17 protein-coding genes are annotated in these 17,021 nt (G+C 50.6%); all 17 read left to right on the top strand.

Annotated elements, in window-relative coordinates:
- Positions 1-27 precede the first annotated feature (27 nt).
- The 17 genes from pstB (OCU14_RS05875) to mgfK all read left to right on the top strand — a co-directional run bounded on the left by pstB (OCU14_RS05875) (position 28) and on the right by mgfK (position 17,020).
- Positions 28-816: a phosphate ABC transporter ATP-binding protein PstB gene (gene pstB / locus OCU14_RS05875; protein ID WP_373875075.1), complete on the top strand. Its 789-nt coding sequence runs from the start codon at positions 28-30 to the stop codon at positions 814-816.
- A gap of 17 nt (positions 817-833) precedes the next feature.
- Complete coding sequence (gene pstB, locus OCU14_RS05870; RefSeq protein ID WP_057878723.1) at positions 834-1,592, top strand: phosphate ABC transporter ATP-binding protein PstB; 759 nt, start codon at positions 834-836, stop codon at positions 1,590-1,592.
- 10 nt (positions 1,593-1,602) lie between these two features.
- The gene (gene phoU / locus OCU14_RS05865) at positions 1,603-2,280 is read left to right on the top strand and encodes a phosphate signaling complex protein PhoU (RefSeq protein ID WP_125544459.1); all 678 of its coding nucleotides are present in this window, start codon (positions 1,603-1,605) and stop codon (positions 2,278-2,280) included.
- Positions 2,281-2,430: 150 nt separating this feature from the next.
- On the top strand, positions 2,431-2,766 hold the full coding sequence (locus OCU14_RS05860; protein WP_261810206.1) for a PspC domain-containing protein: 336 nt from the start codon (positions 2,431-2,433) through the stop codon (positions 2,764-2,766).
- Between the two features lies 1 nt (position 2,767).
- Positions 2,768-3,139, top strand: coding sequence for a phage holin family protein (locus OCU14_RS05855; RefSeq protein WP_261810205.1), 372 nt, complete (start codon positions 2,768-2,770; stop codon positions 3,137-3,139).
- Positions 3,140-3,227: 88 nt separating this feature from the next.
- Positions 3,228-4,172 (top strand): HPr(Ser) kinase/phosphatase, encoded by a 945-nt coding sequence (gene hprK / locus OCU14_RS05850; RefSeq protein ID WP_057878719.1) that lies wholly within the window; start codon positions 3,228-3,230, stop codon positions 4,170-4,172.
- Positions 4,173-4,177: 5 nt separating this feature from the next.
- Positions 4,178-5,038 carry a prolipoprotein diacylglyceryl transferase gene (lgt, locus tag OCU14_RS05845; protein ID WP_261810204.1) on the top strand — a complete coding sequence of 287 codons (861 nt, stop codon included), beginning with the start codon at positions 4,178-4,180 and terminating at the stop codon, positions 5,036-5,038.
- 15 nt (positions 5,039-5,053) lie between these two features.
- Entirely contained in the window at positions 5,054-6,067 is a 1,014-nt protein-coding gene (locus tag OCU14_RS05840) for an NAD(P)H-dependent glycerol-3-phosphate dehydrogenase (RefSeq protein WP_261810203.1), read from the top strand.
- 32 nt (positions 6,068-6,099) lie between these two features.
- Entirely contained in the window at positions 6,100-7,005 is a 906-nt protein-coding gene (galU, locus tag OCU14_RS05835) for a UTP--glucose-1-phosphate uridylyltransferase GalU (protein WP_261810202.1), read from the top strand.
- Between the two features lie 64 nt (positions 7,006-7,069).
- Complete coding sequence (gene trxB, locus OCU14_RS05830) at positions 7,070-8,011, top strand: thioredoxin-disulfide reductase (RefSeq protein ID WP_083488549.1); 942 nt, start codon at positions 7,070-7,072, stop codon at positions 8,009-8,011.
- Between the two features lie 79 nt (positions 8,012-8,090).
- Positions 8,091-8,729 carry a YfbR-like 5'-deoxynucleotidase gene (locus tag OCU14_RS05825; RefSeq protein WP_261810201.1) on the top strand — a complete coding sequence of 213 codons (639 nt, stop codon included), beginning with the start codon at positions 8,091-8,093 and terminating at the stop codon, positions 8,727-8,729.
- Between the two features lies 1 nt (position 8,730).
- Complete coding sequence (locus tag OCU14_RS05820) at positions 8,731-9,252, top strand: acetyltransferase (RefSeq protein WP_261810200.1); 522 nt, start codon at positions 8,731-8,733, stop codon at positions 9,250-9,252.
- 118 nt (positions 9,253-9,370) lie between these two features.
- Positions 9,371-11,377: an excinuclease ABC subunit UvrB gene (gene uvrB, locus OCU14_RS05815; RefSeq protein ID WP_261810199.1), complete on the top strand. Its 2,007-nt coding sequence runs from the start codon at positions 9,371-9,373 to the stop codon at positions 11,375-11,377.
- A 15-nt stretch (positions 11,378-11,392) separates the two neighbouring features.
- The gene (gene uvrA, locus OCU14_RS05810) at positions 11,393-14,263 is read left to right on the top strand and encodes an excinuclease ABC subunit UvrA (protein WP_261810198.1); all 2,871 of its coding nucleotides are present in this window, start codon (positions 11,393-11,395) and stop codon (positions 14,261-14,263) included.
- Positions 14,264-14,409: 146 nt separating this feature from the next.
- On the top strand, positions 14,410-14,955 hold the full coding sequence (locus tag OCU14_RS05805) for an HdeD family acid-resistance protein (protein ID WP_057878711.1): 546 nt from the start codon (positions 14,410-14,412) through the stop codon (positions 14,953-14,955).
- A gap of 170 nt (positions 14,956-15,125) precedes the next feature.
- On the top strand, positions 15,126-16,010 hold the full coding sequence (gene rapZ, locus OCU14_RS05800; protein ID WP_261810197.1) for an RNase adapter RapZ: 885 nt from the start codon (positions 15,126-15,128) through the stop codon (positions 16,008-16,010).
- Positions 16,007-17,020 (top strand): gluconeogenesis morphogenetic factor MgfK, encoded by a 1,014-nt coding sequence (mgfK, locus tag OCU14_RS05795; RefSeq protein ID WP_261810196.1) that lies wholly within the window; start codon positions 16,007-16,009, stop codon positions 17,018-17,020. Before rapZ ends, mgfK begins: the two co-directional genes overlap by 4 nt.
- The last annotated feature ends 1 nt before the right edge of the window (position 17,021 follow it).

The raw sequence follows: 17,021 nt of genomic DNA, 5'->3' as shown, positions 1-17,021 counted from the left end.
AGTAACGATGTTTCAACCACCGGAACCATGCAGGAACGGCACATCGTGCAACCACGAGACGCCCAACACCCGATTGTCCTGTCAACCGAGGAACTTCACGTGTTTTATGGAAAAAAGGAAGCCATTTACGAGGGCGATCTCCAGTTTGCACGCAACCAGATTACGGCGCTCATTGGGCCCTCAGGCTCGGGTAAATCCACCTATCTTCGGTCATTGAATCGGATGAATGATCGAATCGCCACGGTGACGGGGCGCATCATGTATCGGGGCGTTGATATCAATCAACCGGACATTGACGTTTATGAAATGCGGCGACGTGTGGGCATGGTGTTTCAACGACCAAATCCGTTTGCTAAGTCGATCTATGACAACATTGCCTTTGCCCTGCGGTTGCGGGGGACAACCGACAAGCATGAGCTGGATGAGATTGTCGAAACGTCACTCAAACAGGCTGCCCTCTGGAATCAGGTCAAAGATGATCTCAACAAGAGTGCATTGGCTTTGTCGGGAGGCCAGGCACAACGGTTGTGTATTGCCAGAGCGATCGCGGTTAAACCGGATATCTTGTTGCTGGACGAGCCGGCGAGTGCCTTGGACCCGGTATCCACGAGTCAGCTCGAGGACACCTTGTTAGAATTAAAGAAGCAGTACACGATTATTATTGTCACGCACAACATGCAACAGGCTGGTCGGATCAGTGAATATACGGCATTTTTCAATCAGGGACGGGTGTTGGAGTATGACACCACGAGCCATATCTTCACGAATCCACAGGTTCAAATTACCAGCGATTATGTTTCGGGGAACTTCGGCTAAGAGGAGGAGACAACACCATGAGTGAGGAAATTTTAACAACACAGGATTTACATCTGTATTACGGGGAAAAGGAAGCATTGAAGGGTATCAACCTGAACTTCACGGACAAGGGGATTACGGCGTTAATTGGGCCGTCTGGGTGTGGGAAATCCACCTACCTGCGGACCTTGAATCGCATGAATGACTTGATTCCCAACGTGACGATTACGGGAACCATCAAGTTCAAGGGACAAGACCTCTATGCGCCCAGCGCCGACACGGTTCAGATTCGTAAGGAAATCGGGATGGTTTTTCAACAACCCAATCCCTTCCCGTTCTCAATCTATGACAACGTGATCTATGGATTACGGATTGCCGGGGAGAAGGACAAGGAAAAGTTGGACGCCGTGGTGGAGAAGTCACTACGGCAAGCCGCGGTGTGGGATGAGGTCAAGGATCACCTGCATGAGAGTGCGCTAGCGCTCTCCGGAGGGCAACAACAACGGGTCTGCATCGCCCGGGTCTTGGCCGTTTCACCAGAGATTATCTTGTTGGACGAACCGACCAGTGCGCTTGATCCCGTGTCCAGTAGCCAAATTGAGGCAACTCTCTTGAATTTGCGGCATGATTATACGATTATTATAGTAACCCACAACCTTCAGCAGGCCTCGCGGATCGCGGACCGGACGGCGTTCTTCATGAATGGTGAGTTGATTGAAGTGGATCAGACGAAGAATATCTTTATGAATCCCGCACAGAAGCAGACCGAAGATTACATCAGCGGTCGATTCGGTTAGGAGGCCAGTAATGCGTAGATTATTTGATGATGAGTTAGCCGAACTAGATGCTGACTTTACAGAAATGGGGATGTTGGTGAGTGAGGTTATCCAGCAGTCAGTGGATGCCTTCATGAATCGCGACGCCGTTGCTGCACAGAAGCTCATTGACCAGGACCACCAGATTAACGAACGCGAAATTGCGTTGGAGCAGAAAACCTTTGAGATGATCGCATTGTACCAGCCGGTGACAACCGATCTTCGTGAGATTGTGACCATTCTAAAGGCCGTCTCCGAATTGGAACGCGCCGGGGATCACGCTAGAAACGTGGCACACTCTGCCATTAAGTTTGGCACGAAGCAGAAGATCCCCGTGTTGGAGCAGCTGATTGCTGAGATGGGGCGCCTGACCACGCAGATGATGAAGGACGTCCTCACGGCATATGTGAACAAGGATGAACATGAGGCCCGTGAGCTGGCGGATATTGACCGTAAGCTAGACCGCTTGAATCACCAAGTGCGTGCGGATAGCTACGAGCAGATGCGACAGGATCCCTCGTTTGAGACGGGTGCCTCGATTTACCTCAACGTTTCACAAGATCTCAGCCGTATTGGCGATTATGTGACGAACGTCTGTGAATGGATTATCTATCTCAAGTCTGGTCAGATTATCGAATTGAATTCGGCCAGTTCCGGTACTGAGGGATAAAAACCTTAATCTAAATTGAAGATTCGCCCAGACGGCCACTGATAACTTGATTTCAGTGGCCGCTTTCGTTATTCTTGGCCTAATAGCTTGACGTGTGTTGACCTGGTGTGGCCGGGTCGCACTAAAAACTCAAAAAAGGAGTGACCTTGAATGGCAGAAAAAAAGCGTTTTGAACGGTCTCGGACCAACCGACTTGTCGGTGGGGTTCTGGGTGGTATTGCGGAATATTTTGGCTGGAATGCTAACCTCTTACGGGTCATTTACGTGTTAATTTCGATAGCAACGCCATTGGGTCATGGCATTATTGGCCTTTTAGTGTACGTGATTTTGATGACCTTTATGCCCCAAGCACCCATCCAATCTGGTGGGGGGAGTCTCGGCGATCTCTTCCGTGGCGCGACGCAACCGAAGCCGGATGATGGCCGCAAGGTGATTCATGACGTGACTGAACATGATGTTTCCGATTCGCATAAGGATGGTGAGTAGTGTGCGGTTTTGGCCTCGGATTTTTGTTAACGCTCTCATCTTTCTTGCGCTAGCTGGGTTCTTCCAGAGTTCACTAGCCGGGCATTATCAGAACGCTTTCTACGTGTCGGGTGTTGCAGTAGCCCTGATTGCGAGCTTCGTGTTGGCCCTGCTCAATGCGATTGTGAAGCCCATTCTGTTCGTTTTGTCGCTACCGGTGACCATCGTGACACTGGGATTATTTGGCTTCGTTCTAAACGCGATTATGCTGGAATTAACCTCATGGGTGATGGGTAGCGGCTTCACCTTTTCGTCGTTTGGGGTCACACTGATTGTGGCGATTGTGATGGCCCTCTTTAATGCCATCATCAGCGATCATTTCGCCCGGAATTAAGTTGACCTCTCTGAACGAATTTGGTGGGAGTCACCCCGTGAAAGTGCTAAAATTAGAGTAGTTTACTATGCAATGAGGAGGAACCCCTATGCCTGAAAGTGTCACAGTGGCCGACCTGGTAAAGGTTACCCGCCTGGAGGTTTATTCCGGGGAAGAAGACTTGGACCGTGAAATCACAACGAGTGATATCTCCCGGCCCGGGTTGGAATTAACCGGATACTTTAACTATTATCCTGCTAAACGAATTCAATTATTGGGAATTACCGAAACGTCCTTCGCAAAGGGCATGACGCATGAGAAGTTATTAGATGTCATGCAGAAGATGTGTCAACCGGAGACGCCGGCCTTTGTGGTGTCCACACAACTGGATCCCCCTGAGGAACTCAAACAAGCCACCAAGGAAGCCCACATCCCCTTACTGGAGACGAAGCTGACGACGTCGCGGATCTTGAGTAACATGACCAACTTCCTAGATGGCAAGTTAGCCGAACGGCAGTCAGTTCATGGGGTCCTCGTCGATATCTACGGTGTTGGGGTCATGATTACCGGTGATTCTGGTGTCGGTAAGAGTGAAACGGCGTTGGAATTAGTCAAACGTGGTCACCGGTTGATTGCCGATGATCGGGTGGAAGTCTACCAACAAGACGAACAGACGTTAGTTGGGACGGCCCCGGCTATTCTGAGTCACCTGCTCGAAATTCGGGGGATTGGGATCATCGATGTCATGAACCTGTTCGGGGCGGGTGCCGTGCGTTCCGAAACGGATATTGATCTCATTGTCCACTTGGAATTGTGGCATGATGACAATCATTTCGACCGGTTAGGGAATAACACGGAATCACAACGTTTCTTCGACGTTGAGGTGCCAAAGATTACCATTCCCGTTAAGACTGGGCGTAACCTGGCCATCATCATTGAAGCTGCTGCAATGAACTTCCGGGCCCGTTCCATGGGTTACGATGCGACGCAGGTCTTTGACGATAACCTGAATCGTTTAATCAAACAAAACTCAGATAAAAACAACAAAAAATAAGGGAGATGGGCGATATCTTTTCACCAATTATGGCGGCGCTTAATCCTATCGCCATACGTCTAGGGCCAATCTCCGTTCACTGGTATGGGGTGATTATTGCCACTGGGGTGGTTATTGCCGTCATGCTGGCTGTCCGTGAAGGACAACGGCGGGGGATCAAACCCGACGATATCTACGACATGATTCTGTGGGCCCTGCCAGCGGCGTTGATTGCCGCCCGGACCTATTACGTGGTTTTTGAATGGCCCTATTATGCTAAGCATCCTGGTGAGATCATCGCCATTTGGGATGGTGGTATTGCCATATATGGGTCGCTCATTGGGGCTGGTCTGGTCGTCTTCTTCTTCTGTCGGTCACGGTTCATTCCGACGTGGCTGATGTTGGATATCGCGGCACCAACCGTGATTTTGGGTCAAGCCATCGGCCGCTGGGGGAACTTCATGAACCAGGAAGCCTTTGGCCGAATTACCAGTCTCGCCTTCTTACAGGGGTTGCACTTGCCAAGTTGGATCATTAATCAAATGTTGATTAATGGGGCCTATCGACAGCCAACATTCCTGTATGAATCGACGTGGGATTTGTTAGGGTTCATCGTTCTCATGAGTTTGCGTCACGTCCCAGGACTCTTCAAGCAAGGCGAGGTGTTCCTCGGCTACGTGATGTGGTATTCATTGGGTCGATTCTTTATCGAAGGGATGCGGACGGACAGTCTATGGTTATTCCACATTCTTCGAATTTCTCAAGCGTTATCTGTCGTCCTATTCGTGGGGGCACTGATTATCTGGATTTATCGCAGACGTCAGTCAGCACCTCTCGATTACTTGGCGGGCAACCCATTTCAAGAAAAAGCAAAACTTACTAAATAAGGAGAATCCATTACTATGTCAGAGAAAATTGCAGTACTCGGTGCCGGTTCTTGGGGATCAATTCTAGCGAGCGTCCTTGATGAAAATGGCAATGACGTGCGCTTATGGTCCTACAATCCCAAGCAGGTTGAAGAGTTAAATACCGAGCATACGAATTCGCATTATATTAAGGACTTCAAGTTTTCTCCATCGTTAGTCGCTTATTCTGATTTGGCAAGCGCATTGAAGGATGTTCAAACCATTCTTTTCGTTGTTCCAACTAAGGCGATTCGCTCGGTTGCCGGTGAAGTGGCCGAAATTTTAAAGAAGACTGGCCTGCAACCCCAATTGATTCATGCCAGCAAGGGAATTGAACAAAATACTTATAAGCGGTTGTCACAGGTCTTAGCCGAAGAGATTCCAGCTGAGAACCGGCAGGCCATCACGGTGCTGTCCGGTCCTAGTCATGCCGAGGATGTTGCTCGTCATGATTTGACCTTGATTACCGCAGCCAGTGAAAACCTGGACGCCGCAAAGCACGTTCAGAAGCTCTTCATGACGCCATACTTCCGGGTTTACACGAACCCCGATGTGATCGGTGTTGAAATTGGAGCGGCTCTGAAGAATATCATTGCGCTGGGTGCCGGGGCCTTACATGGTCTGGGCTATGGTGACAATGCTAAGGCCGCACTGATGACCCGAGGCTTGGCCGAAATTTCTCGGTTGGGCACGTCATTCGGTGCTGACCCCATGACCTTTATCGGGTTGTCTGGGGTGGGGGACATCATCGTTACCGCCACGAGTTCCAATTCACGGAACTGGCGGGCCGGTGATGAACTCGGCCGTGGTGAGGCACTTGACGATGTTGTGAGCCACATGGGCATGGTGATCGAAGGGGTTGCCACAACTAAGGCCGCATACGAATTATCTAAGGAACGTGGCGTTTCAATGCCAATTACGGAAGCCATTTACCAAGTCTTATATGAAGGTAAAGACATTAAGCAGGCTATCTCAGAACTGATGCAACGTGAGGGCCGTTCCGAGTTTTAAATTTTGTAGGGAACCAGGGAGGATATTTAAAGATGAGAAAAGTTAGAAAAGCAGTCATTCCGGCAGCGGGTTTGGGAACTCGCTTTTTACCAGCAACGAAGGCCTTGGCCAAGGAAATGTTACCCATCGTGGACAAGCCAACGATTCAATTTATCGTTGAAGAGGCTCGCAAGTCTGGGATCGAAGACATCGTGATCGTTGATGGCAAGTCAAAGCGTTCCATCGAAGACCACTTTGACTCCAATCCAGAATTGGAAGCCAATCTGGCTGCTAAGCACAAGGACGAGATGTTACGCCAGGTTCAAGAAACCACGGGCATGAATCTCTACTTCATTCGTCAACCCTACCCACGTGGGTTAGGGGACGCCGTTTTGACCGCCAAGGCCTTTATCGGGGATGAACCCTTTGTGGTCATGCTCGGTGATGATATGACCTCTAGCAAGGTGCCTTTGACGAAGCAACTGATCGACCGTTACGAAGAAACCGGTGCCTCAACGCTGGCCGTTATGCGTGTCCCTCACGAGGAAACGTCCAAGTATGGGGTGATTAATCCCTCCGAAGAGACGGCTCCCGGCTTATACAACGTGACGAACTTTGTTGAAAAGCCAGAACCAGCCGATGCTCCCAGTGATCTCGCAATCATTGGGCGTTACCTCTTCACGCCAGAAATTTTCGAGGCTTTGGAGAATACCCCAGTCGGGTTAGGAAATGAACTTCAACTGACTGATGCGATCGACAATCTCAACAAGACACAGCGCGTCTTTGCCCACGAATACACAGGCAAGCGTTACGATGTCGGTAACAAATTTGGCTGGATTCAGACCAATATCGAATACGGACTGAAGCATCCCGAAACCAAGGCTCCTTTGCGTCAGTACATCAAAGAGCTTGGTCAGAAGTTGGCCAAGGAAGATGAGAAACCTTCCAAGTCGAAATAGGTGACAAACTTCCTTTTTACTAGTAAAGTATCCTAAAGGCTAAGAGCAGAAAGGAGCGTTAACTTTGAAGAACTATGATGTGATTGTGATTGGAGCGGGTCCCGGCGGTATGACCGGTGCGTTGTATGCCTCCCGTGCCAACCTCTCGGTATTGATGTTAGACCGCGGAATTTACGGTGGTCAGATGAACAATACCGCCGCTATTGAAAACTATCCGGGGTTCAAGTCGGTTCTCGGACCAGACTTATCCAAGGACATGTATGATGGTGCCACCCAATTTGGTGCCGAATTTGCATACGGTAGTGTGGAAAACATTGAAGACCATGGTGATTACAAGATCGTCAAGACTGACGATGGTGATTACAAAGCAGGTGCCGTGATTATTGCGACCGGATCTGAATACAAGAAGCTGGGGGTTCCCGGCGAAGATAAATTTGGTGGGCGTGGTGTTTCGTATTGCGCGGTCTGCGATGGTGCGTTCTTTAAGAACCGTGAAGTCGTAGTTATCGGTGGCGGTGACTCAGCCATCGAAGAAGGCCTATACCTCGCGGGGTTAGCCTCCAAAGTAACCATTATTCACCGGCGCGACCAACTGCGGGCCCAAAAGATTTTACAGGACAGAGCGTTCGCTAACGACAAGATTGAATTTGTCTGGAACACAAATGTTACTGAAATCTTGGGTGACGACATGAAGGTCACTGGTGTTGCCACTAAGAACAATCAAACCGGTGAAACCGGCGAGATTGCTGCTAGTGGGGTCTTCATTTATGTGGGGACTTTACCAATGACTTCTTCCTTCACCACCATGGGGATTACCGATGATGCTGGCTGGATTAAGACCGACAACGACATGGCAACCGCCGTACCTGGTGTGTTTGCGATTGGTGACGTTCGGCAAAAGACACTGCGGCAGATTACGACTGCCGTTGGTGATGGTGGGATTGCCGGCCAAGAAGCTTTCAGTTATCTGGAAACTTTGAAGGACAAAACGGCTTCCGCCCAATAAAGGTTAAAGTTAGCGGAAACAACCCTCGAGGTCGTTTCCGCTTTTTTGCGAAATTAAAACTAGAAGGAGTGTCGCAAACATGGGGATGAATCAATTTTTACAGAGTCTGAGTGATTTGGAAACGATTGACCGGGCGCCGGGCTATTTCAAGTTTGAACAACATTCGGTGGCGGCCCACTCGTTTAAGGTGGCCGAGGTCGCGCAGTTCTTGGGAGACGTCGAGGAAAACGCCGGCAACCAGATTAACTGGCGCCTACTTTATGAGAAGTCATTGAACCACGACTACACGGAACGCTTTATCGGGGACATTAAGACCCCGGTGAAGTATGCCACACCACAATTACGCCAGATGCTAGCCGACGTCGAGGATTCCCTGACCGCTAACTTTATTGAAAATGAAATTCCGGAACAGTTTCAGGCTGCGTATACCCGGCGGCTGGGCGAGGGGAAAGACGCCACGTTAGAAGGGCAGATTCTTTCCGTCGCTGACAAGGTTGACCTCTTATACGAATCATTTGGCGAAATCCAAAAGGGTAATCCCGAACCCGTCTTTACCGAGATTTACCGAGAAAGTCTGAGCACGGTGCTGAAGTTCAAACAGTTGGCCTGTGTGCAGTACTTCTTAGCCGAAGTTCTACCGGAAATGCTGGCGGCGGACTTCAGTGATCGACAGAAACTGGCAGCGTTAACCAATGAGTTATTGAAACAGGAGGACTAACATGGCATTAGCAACAGTGTGGAATCAACGATTGAACGGGGTTACGGCCCGGGAGTTAACCCATGACGATGATGAGTTAATTTATGCCTTTCAGGCAGCTCATCCGGCCTATTTTGACCACTTCCAGGATCACCCGGTTACCCGGCAAGAAGCCATTCAGGATGTCACGGATATTCCACTCAACGCCGTGCCAGAACAGAAAGCCTATCTGGGTCTGTTCCAGGACGATGAATTGAAGGTGTTGGTGGATCTTATCGTGGATTACCCACTACCCAGTCTCGCTTGGCTGGGGATGTGGATGGCGGCTAAGGATGTCAGCACTGACCAGTCGGCAGCGTGGTATCGCAGTCTGACCGCCACGCTTCAGGAAGCGGGAGCGGTACAACTTCAGCTCAGCGTCTTCATGGGTGACCGCGTCATGAAGCCATTCTGGGAGGATCTTGGGTTGACTTCCGTTCAGACAACGACGGTTATTAAGGGCGACCGGACCGCCAATGTGACGATTTACCAGGATAAGTTTTAACCTGCAAGCAGGCTACTGGCGAAAGTATGTTCGGTATGGTAAAATATTCGAGCGTGATGGGAAGCGGATCGCTTCCCATTTTTCTGATGAAAAAATAATTTGGTAGGGAGGTTATGCCATGATCGATCGACAAACGGATCGTAAGTTTGACCTGGTGTCTAAGTATCAGCCAACGGGGGATCAACCCGAGGCCATTGCCCAGCTGACAAAGGGCATTAAGGAACACGAGAAGGCACAGATTCTGTTAGGGGCCACCGGGACGGGGAAGACGTTTACGATTTCAAACGTCATCCAGCAGGTGAACAAGCCAACCCTGGTGCTTTCCCACAACAAGACGTTGGCGGGACAACTGTACGGTGAATTTAAGCAATTCTTCCCGAACAACGCGGTGGAATACTTTGTTAGTTATTATGATTATTATCAACCGGAAGCCTATGTGCCTTCGAGTGATACCTATATCGAAAAAGATTCATCAATTAATGATGAAATCGACAAACTCCGACACTCCGCGACGAGTTCCTTGCTGGAACGAAACGATGTGATCGTGGTGGCCTCCGTCTCCTCAATCTTTGGGTTAGGGGATCCAACTGAATATAAGAATCATGTGGTCTCACTACGAGTGGGCCAAGAGCTCGAACGGGATGCGTTGTTACGTAAGCTCGTTAATATTCAATTCGAACGCAATGACTATGACTTCCAGCGGGGCCGGTTCCGGGTTCACGGTGACGTGGTCGAAATCTTCCCAGCTTCCCGGGATGATCGGGCCTTGCGGGTTGAATTTTTCGGCGACGAGATTGACCGGATTCGTGAAGTGGATTCGCTGACGGGTGAAATTGTTGGCGACCGTGAACACGTGGCGATCTTCCCGGCGACGCACTTTATGACCAACGATGACGTCATGACGAAGGCCACGGCCGGCATCGAAGGGGAACTCAAGGATCGTGTCGATGAATTGGAAGGGGCCGGTAAGTTGTTGGAGGCCCAACGGCTTAAGCAACGGACCACTTACGATTTGGAAATGATGCGTGAAATGGGTTACACCAGCGGAATTGAAAACTACTCGCGTTGGATGGACGGTCGTAAGGCCGGGGAACCCCCATACACGCTGTTAGACTTCTTCCCCAAGGACTTCTTGATGGTAGTCGACGAATCTCATGTCACTATGCCGCAGGTTCGGGGGATGTATAACGGTGACCGGGCACGGAAACAACAGCTGGTGGACTATGGTTTCCGTCTGCCGAGTGCTCTGGATAACCGGCCATTAAAGTTAAATGAAGTGGAACAACACATTAATCAAGTGATTTACATGTCGGCGACGCCTGGTCCCTACGAACACGAGCAGACCGATCACGTGGTTCAGCAGATTATCCGACCTACTGGATTACTGGATCCGACGATTACCGTGCGGCCAATCATGGGGCAAATGGATGACCTGGTCGGTGAAATTAACGCGCGAGTCGACGCTAATGAACGGACCTTTGTCACGACGTTAACCAAGAAGATGTCGGAAGATTTGACCGACTACCTGAAGGATTTGGGAATCAAGGTCGCCTATCTCCATTCCGACATCAAGACGTTGGAACGAACCGAAATTATGCGGGATCTGCGACTTGGCAAGTATGATGTCTTGGTCGGGATCAACCTGTTACGGGAAGGGATCGATATCCCCGAAGTCTCGTTGGTGGCGATTCTTGATGCCGACAAGGAAGGGTTCTTGCGTAACGAACGGTCGTTGATTCAGACGATTGGTCGGGCCGCTCGAAACTCTCACGGGTCCGTGATCATGTATGCAGACTCTGTGACGGATTCAATGCAGGCTGCCATGGACGAAACGGCGCGGCGTCGTGAAGTTCAGATTGCCTACAATAAGAAACATGGAATTACCCCAACCACGATTATCAAACCAATTCGTGATCTGATTGCGGTCACGAAGACTAATGATCACGAAGGCGAGAAGGATGACTTCGTGGCAAGTGACTTTGAAGATATGTCCAAGGAAGACCAAGAGAAGTTGATCTCACGGCTTGAGGATGAAATGCGAGCGGCTGCCAAGAAGCTTGATTTCGAACAGGCAGCTTCCTTGCGGGATACTGTCATGGACATGAAGACCGAGATCGGGGACTAGTGAGGAGAATGTTATTTGGCAAACGATAAAATTATCATCCATGGGGCACGAGCCCATAACTTAAAGGATGTTGACGTGACGATCCCCAAGAACAAGTTGGTGGTCATCAGTGGCCTCTCTGGTTCAGGGAAGAGTTCCCTAGCCTTTGACACCTTGTACGCCGAGGGCCAACGCCGTTATGTGGAGAGTCTCTCCTCTTATGCGCGTCAATTCTTAGGTCAAATGGATAAACCGGATGTCGACTCGATTGATGGGTTGAGTCCGGCCATTTCCATTGACCAAAAGACGACGTCCAAGAATCCCCGGTCAACGGTGGGGACGGTTACGGAAATTAACGACTACCTCCGCCTCTTGTGGGCACGAGTTGGCACGCCTATCTGTCCCAATGATGGGACCAAGATTACCAGCCAAAGCGTGGAACAGATGGTTGACCAGGTCTTGGCCTTGCCTGAACGGACAAAGCTCCAAGTCTTGTCCCCGATCGTGCGGGCCAAGAAGGGCCAGCATAAGAAGATTTTTGAAAAAATTCGGCGTGAAGGTTTCGTTCGTGTTCGGGTTGATGGCGACATCTTAGACATCGACGACGTCCCAGAATTAAATAAGAATCAGAGCCATGACATTGCGATCGTGATCGACCGGATTGTGGTGAAGTCGGGGATTCGTTCCCGCCTCTTCGATTCTTTCGAAGCGGCTCTGCGGTTGAGTGGCGGTTACGCCATTGCTGACGTGATCGGCGGGGATCCCTTGGTCTTCTCCGAACATTATGCCTGCCCGGTCTGTGGGTTTACAGTGGGGGAGCTGGAACCACGACTCTTCTCCTTTAACGCGCCATTCGGGGCTTGTCCCGATTGTGACGGGCTTGGGGTTAAGTTAGAGGTCGACTTGGACCTTGTCGTGCCTGACAAGTCCAAGACCCTCCGTGAGGGCGCCTTGGCACCCTGGAATCCAATCAGTTCGCAATACTACCCAGCTCTGCTGGAACAGGCCTGTGCGGCATTTAACGTCGATTTAGACACGCCGTTTGAAGACTTGACACAGGATGAACAGGACCTGGTTTTATACGGTTCCCACGACAAGACCTTCCATTTCCATTATGAAAATGACTTTGGTGGGGTCCGTGACGTGGACGTGGCCTTCGAGGGCGTTGTGCCCAACGTTGACCGGCGTTACAAGGAAACCAACAGTGAGTTTACTCGCGACGTGATGCGGAAGTACATGGCCGAATTGACCTGCCAAACCTGTCACGGTTATCGGTTAAACCGCAAGGCCCTGAGTGTTCAGATCAACCACCAACACATCGGTGCCGTCTCTGACTTACCCGTCGACAAGGAACTGAGTTTCTTTATGGATCTCAGCTTTGGCGAACAGGACCAGGTCATTGCCCAACCAATACTAAAGGAAATTCGTGACCGATTAACGTTCTTACGTAACGTGGGTCTGGATTACCTGACATTGAGTCGTTCCGCTCGGACTCTGTCCGGTGGGGAAGCCCAACGGATTCGCCTGGCTACGCAGATCGGGTCAAACCTTTCTGGTGTGCTCTACATTCTAGATGAACCTTCGATTGGGTTGCATCAACGGGATAACGATCGGCTGATCGCGTCCTTGAAACAGATGCGTGATCTTGGAAACACGCTGATTGTCGTTGAACATGATGAGGATACCATGCGGGCCGCGGACTACATCGTCGATGTGGGGCCTGGTGCTGGGGAGAATGGGGGCCACATCATGGCTGCCGGAACCCCCAAGCAGGTCATGCGTTCGCGGAAGTCTCTGACCGGGCAGTACCTGGCTGGGAAACGATATATTCCAGTGCCATTGGAACGTCGATCCGGCAACGGAAAGATGATTCAAGTGACTGGAGCTGCCGAAAACAACCTCAAGGACATCACGGTTGACTTTCCGTTGGGTGAGTTTGTCGTGGTGACCGGAGTTTCCGGTTCCGGCAAGTCAACGCTGGTCAATACCATTTTGAAGCGGGCGTTGGCACAAAAGTTAAATCGTAATTCGGAGAAGCCTGGGAAGTATAAGACTATCTCTGGCATTCAAAATATCGAACGCCTGGTTGATATCGACCAAAGCCCAATTGGTCGGACCCCACGGAGTAATCCAGCGACCTATACGGGTGTCTTTGATGACGTGCGGACCTTGTTCGCGCAGACCAACGATGCTAAGTTGCGGGGCTACCAGAAGGGCCGGTTTAGCTTTAACACCAAGGGGGGCCGTTGTGAGGCCTGTCATGGTGATGGGATCTTGAAGATCGAAATGAACTTCTTGCCCGATGTCTACGTGCCGTGTGAGGTTTGTCATGGGACGCGGTACAACTCCGAAACCTTGGAAGTTGAATATAAGGGGAAGAACATTGCCGACGTGCTTGACATGACGGTCAGTGAAGCCTTGAAGTTCTTTGAAGCCATTCCTAAGATTACGCGGAAGCTTCAGACGATTCAGGATGTTGGTTTAGGTTACGTCAAATTGGGGCAACCCGCGACAACCTTGTCTGGTGGGGAAGCCCAACGGATGAAGTTAGCAGCCGAACTGCATAAGCAACAGAACGGGAAGAACTTCTACATCTTAGATGAACCAACGACTGGGTTGCATACCGATGACATCAAGCGTTTGTTGGCGGTTCTACACCGGTTGGTGGACAAGGGCAACACGGTCCTGGTTATTGAACATAACCTGGATGTCATCAAGACAGCGGACCACCTGATCGACCTCGGTCCAGAGGGTGGGGAAGCTGGCGGTAACGTTGTGGCTACTGGGACTCCCGAAGAACTCGCTGAGGTCAAGTCGAGTTACACAGGTCAGTACCTGAAGCCAGTTCTGGAGCGGGATAAAGCCCGTACAGAAGCCGACGAGAAACCCGCGTCATCGAAACGTTAACAAATTGTCATTAGTAACGGCTGAACCGGTCTTTCACGGTTTGGCCGTTTTTTTAGGACCAGCAGTCCTTGTGAGAATCCCGCAAAACCAGTACAATAGATAAAAACCGGTCGCCACTTGACCGGAACTGTGAGGAGATGCAGTCAATGTTTAATATGAATCGGACGCGCTGGGGGTTTGACTGGGGAGAGTTCATTCTCGGTATTTTATTCCTGGTGGCTGCTTTTGGCCTGGTACGGTCGCCTAAGATCGGTTTAACGGGATTAGCCATTATCTTTGCCTTTATGGCGCTACTGAGTGGGTTGACCACGATCGCGGGTTACCGTAAGTTACATGAGGTGACGGGGATGCGCGCCAACTTTGCGTTGGTTCTCGGTATCCTGGATATCCTGATTGCGGTCGTGTTCTTTTTTGACATGAACAGTGCCATTGTGACCCTGGGTTATTTGTTTGCCCTCTGGTTTATTCTGGATTCGATTGAACGTCTGATCGTGGCGAGTCACCTGCGTTCCTTCGGTGGTGGCTTCTTCTGGTTCTCCATCATCCTGGACGTCTTGAGTCTAGTTGTGGGGATTCTCCTGTTCGTGCATCCCGTGGTGGCAGCCTTATCCATTAACATGTTGGTTGCCTTGTTCTTTGCCGTCTTCGGGGTTAATGCGATCTGGATCGCCTTTGCTCGAAGCCGTCAGTAAGGTTACTTAATCATCAAAGTAAGGTCTCCGGAATTCTCCGGGGGCCTTTTTCATTGGTGGTAGGGGCATCAATGACTGATATTTCGGGCGAACATCGAATAAATTAGGAAAGACACGCCCGGTGTGTTATACTGCTTGAAGACGTTTTTTCAGGAAGCTGGAGGAGAACCATGACAGAAGAGATTCATTTCGTCATTATTACGGGAATGAGTGGTGCCGGGAAGACCGTGGCCATGCAGAGTTTTGAAGACTTAGGCTACTTCTGTGTCGATAATCTCCCACCCACATTGTTACCAAAATTTTGGGACCTGATCCGTGAATCCGGCAAAATCTCTAAAGTGGCGTTGGTCATTGACCTCCGTTCACGTGCGTTTTACGACGAGATCGTCCGGATGTTAAATGACGTGGCGGTTCATGGCAGCATGAACGCTCAGGTGCTCTTCTTGGACGCTTCCGATGAGGAACTGGTCTCCCGTTACAAGGAAACCAGACGCTCCCATCCACTGGCCCGTAATGGTCGTGTGATGGAGGGGATTCAACGGGAACGGACCCTGCTCGCTTCCATTCGGCAGGCCGCTCAGCTGGTGATCGACACCACGAACCTGAGCCCCCGGAAATTACGTGAAGAAATTTTCCATAACTATGAAACAGAATCGGCGCAAGTCTTCCACATCGAAGTGATGTCGTTTGGTTTTAAGTATGGGTTACCCATCGATGCCGACATCGTAATGGACGTCCGATTCCTTCCAAATCCTTACTATGTTCCAGAATTAAGACCCCAGACCGGGTTGGACCAACCTGTCTACGATTACGTCATGAGTCAACCGCAGACGGAGGAGTTCTATGGCCAATTTCTGAAGTTGCTCACGACGATTGTGCCCGGCTATAAAAAAGAGGGCAAGGCCAATCTGACCATCGCGATCGGCTGTACGGGCGGGCAACACCGTTCCGTGGCCCTGGCGACGCGCATTGGGCAGGCACTAGGGAATACTTATCCCGTACATGTGACCCATCGTGACATCAACAGGCGAAAGGAGTCCACCAACCGCTCATGAGAGATCCGTTACGTACCCGCCGGCCCAAGATTGTGGTGATCGGCGGAGGGACGGGACTGCCGGTTATTTTAAGAAACCTACGAGATCAAGACGTCGACATCACGGCCGTGGTTACGGTTGCCGATGACGGGGGTTCTTCAGGCATCATTCGCCACTATGTCAACGTGGTGCCGCCTGGAGATATTCGAAATGTCATGGTTGCTTTGGCCGAAGTTCCCGCCATTTATAAAGAGTTATTTCAGTATCGCTTTGAAACAACGGACGACTTTTTTGCGGGCCATGCCATTGGCAACCTCATTATTGCCGCCTTATCCGAGATGCGGGGCGGTATTTTTGATGCCGTTCAAGAGCTGTCGCAGTTGATGCGCGTCAATGGGCATATTTACCCAGCTTCTGATGAGCCTCTGGAGCTTCATGCGCAGTTCGCCGACGGGTCTACCCTGAGTGGGGAATCCGAGATTACGGCGGCCCACAAGCTGATTAAGCGGGTCTGGGTTGAGACCAGCAACCATCACGAGCAACCAACGGCGGTGCAACCCGTCATCGATGCCATTATGGATGCCGATCAGATTGTCTTGGGACCCGGGAGTCTGTTTACCAGTATCCTGCCAAACCTGATGATTGATAGTGTCGGGCAGGCCGTTCGTGAGAGTCCGGCCGAAGTCGTCTATATCTGTAACATCATGACCCAGAAGGGGGAAACCCAGAACTTCACCGACGCCGACCACGTTCGCGTCTTGAATCAACATTTACACACGAATTTCATCGATACCGTCCTGGTTAACACCCGGAAGGTACCAGATAAATACATTGATTATCAGCGCTGGGACGAAATGTCTCAGCCAGTTCGTCATGACTTCCAAGGCTTGCGTGATCAAGGCTGCCGGGTGATTTCGACGGACTTTCTTGAACTAAGGGATAACGGGGCGTTTCATAATGGGCAGGAGGTCGTACACGAACTCCTGAACCTGATTGGCCAACCCCGTTACCGGATGAAACGGAGGCCGTAAC

This window comes from Levilactobacillus humaensis, assembly GCF_024345185.1.
Classification (GTDB): Bacteria; Bacillota; Bacilli; order Lactobacillales; family Lactobacillaceae; genus Levilactobacillus; species Levilactobacillus humaensis.
The sequence above is the reverse complement of the archived record's forward strand: the minus strand, read 5'-3'. Positions and strand labels throughout refer to the sequence as shown.

What these genes read in the sequence shown, in the direction of transcription:
- pstB (WP_373875075.1), top strand. Translation starts at nt 28, where the DNA reads ATGCAGGAACGGCACATCGTGCAACCACGAGACGCCCAACACCCGATT.
- pstB (WP_057878723.1), top strand. Translation starts at nt 834, where the DNA reads ATGAGTGAGGAAATTTTAACAACACAGGATTTACATCTGTATTACGGG.
- phoU (WP_125544459.1), top strand. Translation starts at nt 1,603, where the DNA reads ATGCGTAGATTATTTGATGATGAGTTAGCCGAACTAGATGCTGACTTT.
- OCU14_RS05860 (WP_261810206.1), top strand. Translation starts at nt 2,431, where the DNA reads ATGGCAGAAAAAAAGCGTTTTGAACGGTCTCGGACCAACCGACTTGTC.
- hprK (WP_057878719.1), top strand. Translation starts at nt 3,228, where the DNA reads ATGCCTGAAAGTGTCACAGTGGCCGACCTGGTAAAGGTTACCCGCCTG.
- lgt (WP_261810204.1), top strand. Translation starts at nt 4,178, where the DNA reads ATGGGCGATATCTTTTCACCAATTATGGCGGCGCTTAATCCTATCGCC.
- OCU14_RS05840 (WP_261810203.1), top strand. Translation starts at nt 5,054, where the DNA reads ATGTCAGAGAAAATTGCAGTACTCGGTGCCGGTTCTTGGGGATCAATT.
- galU (WP_261810202.1), top strand. Translation starts at nt 6,100, where the DNA reads ATGAGAAAAGTTAGAAAAGCAGTCATTCCGGCAGCGGGTTTGGGAACT.
- OCU14_RS05825 (WP_261810201.1), top strand. Translation starts at nt 8,091, where the DNA reads ATGGGGATGAATCAATTTTTACAGAGTCTGAGTGATTTGGAAACGATT.
- OCU14_RS05820 (WP_261810200.1), top strand. Translation starts at nt 8,731, where the DNA reads ATGGCATTAGCAACAGTGTGGAATCAACGATTGAACGGGGTTACGGCC.
- uvrB (WP_261810199.1), top strand. Translation starts at nt 9,371, where the DNA reads ATGATCGATCGACAAACGGATCGTAAGTTTGACCTGGTGTCTAAGTAT.
- OCU14_RS05805 (WP_057878711.1), top strand. Translation starts at nt 14,410, where the DNA reads ATGTTTAATATGAATCGGACGCGCTGGGGGTTTGACTGGGGAGAGTTC.
- rapZ (WP_261810197.1), top strand. Translation starts at nt 15,126, where the DNA reads ATGACAGAAGAGATTCATTTCGTCATTATTACGGGAATGAGTGGTGCC.
- mgfK (WP_261810196.1), top strand. Translation starts at nt 16,007, where the DNA reads ATGAGAGATCCGTTACGTACCCGCCGGCCCAAGATTGTGGTGATCGGC.